The organism is Streptomyces sp. NPDC004111 (genome assembly GCF_042874215.1).
Lineage (GTDB): Bacteria > Actinomycetota > Actinomycetes > Streptomycetales > Streptomycetaceae > Streptomyces.
In genome coordinates this window covers 22,581-28,580 of the sequence record NZ_JBIAMU010000042.1, presented here as the reverse complement: position 1 = coordinate 28,580, position 6,000 = coordinate 22,581, and the positions used below count along the sequence as shown (strand labels likewise).

Sequence of the window (6,000 nt, the reverse complement as noted above, 5' to 3'; positions counted from 1 at the left end):
AGGGGTTGCTGGCGGGGTTGTCGGGGGTTCGTCCGGTGGCGGGGTCGGTGCCGTTGTTCTCGACGGTTACGGGGGGTTGGGTCGAGGGCGGTGAGCTGGACGCGGAGTACTGGTATCGCAATCTCCGCGAACCCGTCCGCTACGCGGACGCCGTACGCGGGCTCATCGACCGGGGCTATCGCGCGTTCGTCGAGGTCACCCCGCACCCGGTGCTCGCCGTCGGCACGCACGAGACGGCGGAGGCGGCCGGCTGCGCGCCGGTGATCGTCGGCACCCTCCAGCGCGACAACGGCGGACTGCCCGCCGTGTTCGCCAACCTGGCCGCCGCCCACGCCGGCGGTGTGCGCGTCGACTGGTCCGCCTTCTACGCGGGCACCGGTGCCGAGCAGGTGGACCTGCCCACGTACGCCTTCCAGCGCGAGCGGTACTGGCCACCGGTCGACGGCACGGCGCGCCCGCTGCCCGCCAAGGCCGTCGACACCGCCCCGATCCCCGACGAACCGCCCGCCGGGAGCGCCGACACGAGCTGGCGCGACAGCCTGGCCGCGCTGTCCCCGGCGGACCGCCGCCGCAAGGCGCTCGAACTCGTCCGGGCCCGGACCGCGGCGGTGCTCGGCCACGCGGGGCCCGCCGACATCGAGCCGCAGCGGGGCTTCACCGACCTCGGCTTCGACTCCCTGGCCGCGCTCCGGCTGCGTACCGCGCTCAACGAGGCCACCGGCCTCGGCCTGCCGACCACCGTCGTCTTCGACCACCCGGACCCCGCCGCACTCGCCGCACACCTCCTCACCGAGCTGGACGGCGCACCGGCCGGGCGGGAGACGGAGGGGACGCAACCGGCCGAGCAGGCCGCGCGGACCGAGCAGGTGGACCCGGTGCACCCGGTGCATCAGGCCGCGCGGACCTCGCAGGCAGAGCAGGCCCGGCGGGCCGAGCAGGCAGAGCGGACCGAGCCGGTCGGGAGCGTCGCTGCGGCGCGGGCGCTGCCGGTCGTGACGCCGCCGGCCGCCGCCGACGGCGCCCCCGCGGACGCCTCGGAGGAGCCGCTCGCCGTGGTCGGCATGGCCTGCCGCTTCCCCGGCGGCATCGCGGGACCCGAAGACCTCTGGCGCGTACTGAGCGAGGGGCGCGAGGTCATCGGGGACTTCCCGGCCGACCGCGGCTGGGACCTCGAAGGGCTCTACGACCCCGACCCTGACAAGGCGGGCCGCAGCTACCTCAGGCGGGGCGGATTCCTGGACGGGGCCGCCGACTTCGACGCGGCGTTCTTCGGTGTCAGCCCCCGCGAGGCCCTCGCCATGGACCCGCAGCAGCGGCTGTTCCTCGAAACGGCGTGGGAGACCTTCGAGCGCGCCGGCATCGACCCGCTGGGCCTGCGCGGCTCCGCCACCGGCGTGTTCGCCGGGGTCACCGACCAGCGCTACGACTCGCGGCACGGCACCGTGCGCAGCGGGGTCGACGAGGGACTGCTCGGCACCGGCAACTACGCCAGCGTGCTGTCCGGCAGGGTGTCCTACACCCTCGGCCTCGAAGGCCCGGCGATCAGCGTGGACACCGCGTGCTCGTCGTCGCTGGTGGCCCTCCACCTGGCGGGGCAGTCGCTGCGCAGCGGCGAGTGCTCGCTCGCGCTCGCGGGCGGCGTGATGGTCATGTCCACCCCGCGCGCGTTCGTCGAGTTCTCCCGGCAGCGCGGGCTCGCGCCCGACGGCCGGTGCAAGCCGTTTGCCGCCGCCGCCGACGGCATCGGCTGGTCCGAGGGCGCGGGCGTCGTCCTGCTGGAACGGCTCTCCGACGCCCGCCGCAACGGGCACCCGGTACTGGCCGTCGTGCGCGGTTCGGCGATCAACCAGGACGGCGCCTCCTCCGGGCTCACCGCCCCCAACGGCTCGGCACAGCAGCGGGTCATCCGCAGCGCGCTGGCCGCCGCCGGGCTCGCGCCCGCCGACGTGGACGTCGTCGAGGCGCACGGCACCGGCACCACCCTGGGCGACCCGATCGAGGCCAACGCCCTGCTGGCCACCTACGGACAGGACCGCGAACGCCCGCTGCGGCTCGGCTCGCTCAAGTCCAACCTCGGCCACACCGGCCCGGCGGCGGGCGTCGCCGGAGTCATCAAGATGGTGCTCGCGCTGCGCGAGGGCGAGGTGCCCAGGACGCTCAACGTGGACGCCCCGTCCCCGCACATCGACTGGGCCTCCGGATCCGTCGGCCTGGTCACGGAGGCCGAGCCGTGGACCCGCTCGGACCGGCCCCGCCGCGCGGGGGTGTCCTCGTTCGGAGCCAGCGGTACCAACGCGCACCTGGTGCTGGAGGAGGCCCCGGCGGAACTGGAACCGTGGGAACCGGCGTCGGCGGAGCCCGCACCGCAGGGGCCCGGACGGGCCGCCCCCGGCGACGCGGAACCCGAGGGCGCCGCCGCGGACGCCTCGTCCGACGGCACTGCCGCGGACGCCTCCTCCGACGGTGCCTCCCCCCGCTGGCTTCCGTGGGTGCTCTCCGCCCGCAGCGGCGACGCTCTCGCCGCGCAGGCCGCCCGGCTCGCCGCACGGGTGGACGCCGCACCCGGGCTCCGCCCGCAGGACGTCGCGCTGTCGCTGGCCGGGACCCGGGCCGCGCTGCCCCACCGTGCCGTCGTCGTGGCGAACGGGCGGGCACAGAGCCTGCGTTCGCTGGCCGCCCTGGCCGCCGGTGAGCCCGCCGACACGGTCGTCACCGGCACCGCCGACGCCGCCGAATCCGGCGTGGTGTTCGTCTTCCCCGGCCAGGGTGCCCAGTGGACCGGCATGGCCGTGGAACTGCTCGACGGATCGCCGGAGTTCGCGCGGCGGATCGACGCATGTGCCGACGCGCTGGCCCCGTACGTCGACTGGTCGCTGACCGACGTGCTGCGCGGCGCGGACGGGGCACCCGGCCTGGACCGGGTGGACGTGGTGCAGCCCGCGCTGTTCGCCGTCATGGTGTCGCTGGCCGCGCTGTGGCGCGCGCACGGCGTCGAACCGTCCGCCGTCGTCGGCCACTCGCAGGGCGAGATCGCCGCCGCCTGCGTCGCGGGCGCCCTCACCCTGGACGACGCCGCCCGGGTGGTCGCCCTGCGCTCCCGCGCCATCGCCGAACGGCTCGCCGGGCGGGGCGGCATGCTCTCCGCCGCACTGCCCGCCGACGCCGTCGCCGACCTGATCGCCCCCTGGGCGGGCCGGCTGTCCGTCGCCGCCCTCAACGGGCCCGCCGCCACCGTCGTCTCCGGCGAACCGGAAGCCCTGGACGCGCTGGCCGAGGCCTGCGCCGCCGACGCGGTACGCACCCGCCGCATCCCCGTGGACTACGCCTCCCACTCGGCCCAGGTCGAGTCCGTCGAGGCCGAACTGCACGACCTGCTGGCCGGCCTGACGCCCCGCCGTTCCGGCATCACGTTCCACTCCACGCTGACCGGCGCCCCGCTCGACACCACCGCGCTGGACGCCGGCTACTGGTACCGGAACCTGCGCGAGAGCGTCCGCTTCGAGCCCGTCGTGCGTGAACTGCTCGCCGACGGCCGCACCGTGTTCGTCGAGGTGAGCCCGCACCCGGTGCTGACCGCCGCCGTCCAGGAGACCGCCGACGCCGCCGGGGCGTCCGCCGTGGCGGTCGGTTCGCTGCGCCGCGACGAGGGGGGCCCGCGCCGCTTCCTCACCTCGCTGGCCGAGGCGTCCGTACGCGGCGTGCCGGTCGACTGGACCGCGCTCTGCCACGACGGGCGCCGCGTCGCGCTGCCCACCTACGCGTTCCGGCGCAGCCGCTTCTGGCCCGAGGGCCCGGTCACCACGGGCGACGCGACCGGCCTCGGCCTGTCCGACGCCGGGCACCCGCTGCTCGGCGCCGCGACCGCCCTGGCGGGCCCCGGCGGGCACGTCTTCACCGGCCGGGGGGGGGGGGGGGGGCCCCCCCCCGCCCCCCCCCCCCCCGCCCGGCCGCCGGGGGGGGGGGGCGGGCCGGGGGGCCCCGGCGGCGGCGGCCCCGCCCCGGCCCCCCCGGGGGGGGGCCCCCCCCCCCCGGGGGGGGCCCGGGGGGGGCCCCCCCCCCCGGGGGGGGGGGGGGGGGCCCCCCCCCGCCCCCCCCCCACCCCGGTCGAGCTGGCACTGCGGGCGGCCGGTGGCCGGGCCTTGGCCGAGCTGACCGTCCTGGCGCCGCTGACCGCCGCGGACGGAGCGGTACGCCTCCAGGTCACCGTCGGCGCCGAGGAGGCCGACGGCACGAGCCCGGTCGGCGTGCACTCCCGGCCCGAGGACGCCGCGGCCGACCACCCCTGGACCGCGCACGCCACCGGCGTACTCGCCGCCACCGGAGGTACCGCCCGCACCGGCGCCACCACCGCCACCGGTCGTACCACCGCCACCGGCGCCACGTCCGGCGCACCGGCCCGCGACGGCGACCGGCACATCGACGTGACCGCCGAGGGAGCGGCCGACTGGGGCGTGCACCCCGCACTGCTCGACGCCGCCCTCGCCGACGTCCGCCCCGGCCTGGTGCCCGGCACCTGGCGCGGCGTCACCCTCCACGCGGTGGGCGCGAGCCGGCTGCGGGTACGGCTGTCGCCGCTGGGCGGCAACGAGTTCGCCCTGCACGCCACCGACGCCACCGGCGCGCCCGTCCTCACGGCCGACGCGGTCGAGCTGAGGCAGCCGCACACCGCGCGGGCGGCCAGGGACCGCGAGCTGTACCGCGTCCAGTGGACGCCGGTGGCGCTGCCGACCGCGAGCGCCGACGGGATCGCCGTACTGGGCGACCTGCCGCTGCCCGGCTACCGGTCCCACGCGGACATCGCCGCCGTCGCGGCCCTCGAAACCGTCCCCGGCACCCTCGTCCTGCCCTGCCGGCCCACCGGCTCCGACGACATCGCCGGCGCCGCCCACGAGGCCACCGGGCGGGCGCTGGGCGTCCTCCGGGAGTGGCTGGCCGAGGAGCGGCTCGCCGCCACCCGGCTGGTGATCCTCACCCACGGCGCCGTCGCCACCGGGACCGACGACGTCACCGACCTCGCCCACGCCCCGCTCTGGGGCCTGGTCCGCTCGGCCCGCGCCGAGCACCCCGGCAGGCTCGTACTCCTCGACGTCGACAGCCCCGACGCCCTCCAGGAACTGCCCGCCGCGCTCGCCTCCGACGAACCCGAACTCGCCGTCCGCGCGGGCCGCGCCCTCGCACCCCGCCTCGTCCGCGCCCCGGCCGCCGGGGAGACCGCGCCCGCCTGGAACCCCGAGGGCGTCGTCCTCGTCACCGGCGGCACCGGCACCCTCGGCGCCCTGGTCGCCCGCCACCTGGTCGACCGGCACGGCGTGCGCAGGCTCGTCGTGGCGGGCCGGCGCGGCACCGCCGCACCCGAGGCCGTCGCGCTCGCCGCGGAACTGCGGGCGCTGGGCGCCGAGGTGAGCGTCGAGACCTGCGACGCCGCCGACCGGACCGCGCTCGCCGCCCTCCTGCGGAGGATCACCGCGGAGCGCCCGCTGACCGGCGTCGTACACGCCGCGGGCGTACTCGACGACGGTGTCGTCGCCTCCCAGACCCCCGAGCGGCTGGCCCGCGCCCTGCGCCCCAAGGTCGACGCGGCCTGGCACCTGCACGAGCTGACCCGCGGCCACGACCTGGCCGCGTTCGTCCTGTTCTCCTCCACCTCGGGACTCTTCGGCGCCCCCGGCCAGAGCAACTACGCGGCGGGCAACGCCTTCGTGGACGCGCTCGCCGCCCACCGCCGGGCCCTCGGCCTGCCCGCCGTGTCCCAGGTGTGGGGCCTGTGGGCGCACGCCAGCGGCATGACCGGCCACCTCGGCACCGCCGACCTGCGCCGCGCCGCCCGCGACGGCGTGGTGCCGCTGCCCACCGCCGACGCGCTGGCCCTGTTCGACCGGGCCACCCCGGGCACCAGCCCCGTCCTGGTGCCCGCCTGGCTCGACCTGACGTCCTTCGCCTCGGGCGACAACCCCGTACCCGCCCTGCTGCGCGGACTGGTCGGGGCGCCCGTCCGCCGCG

The 6,000-nt window shown here is 78.0% G+C and carries 1 protein-coding gene (cut by a window edge); it reads left to right on the top strand.

What is annotated here, in order from left to right; all coding sequences use genetic code 11:
• Nucleotides 1-35 precede the first annotated feature (35 nt).
• A protein-coding gene (locus tag ACFYVL_RS43655) for an SDR family NAD(P)-dependent oxidoreductase (protein ID WP_389255574.1) crosses the window boundary here: on the top strand, nt 36-6,000 show its 5' portion. The gene runs 4,871 nt beyond the window's last position; only the first 5,965 of its 10,836 coding nucleotides appear in the window; the start codon lies at nt 36-38; its stop codon lies beyond the right edge, outside the window.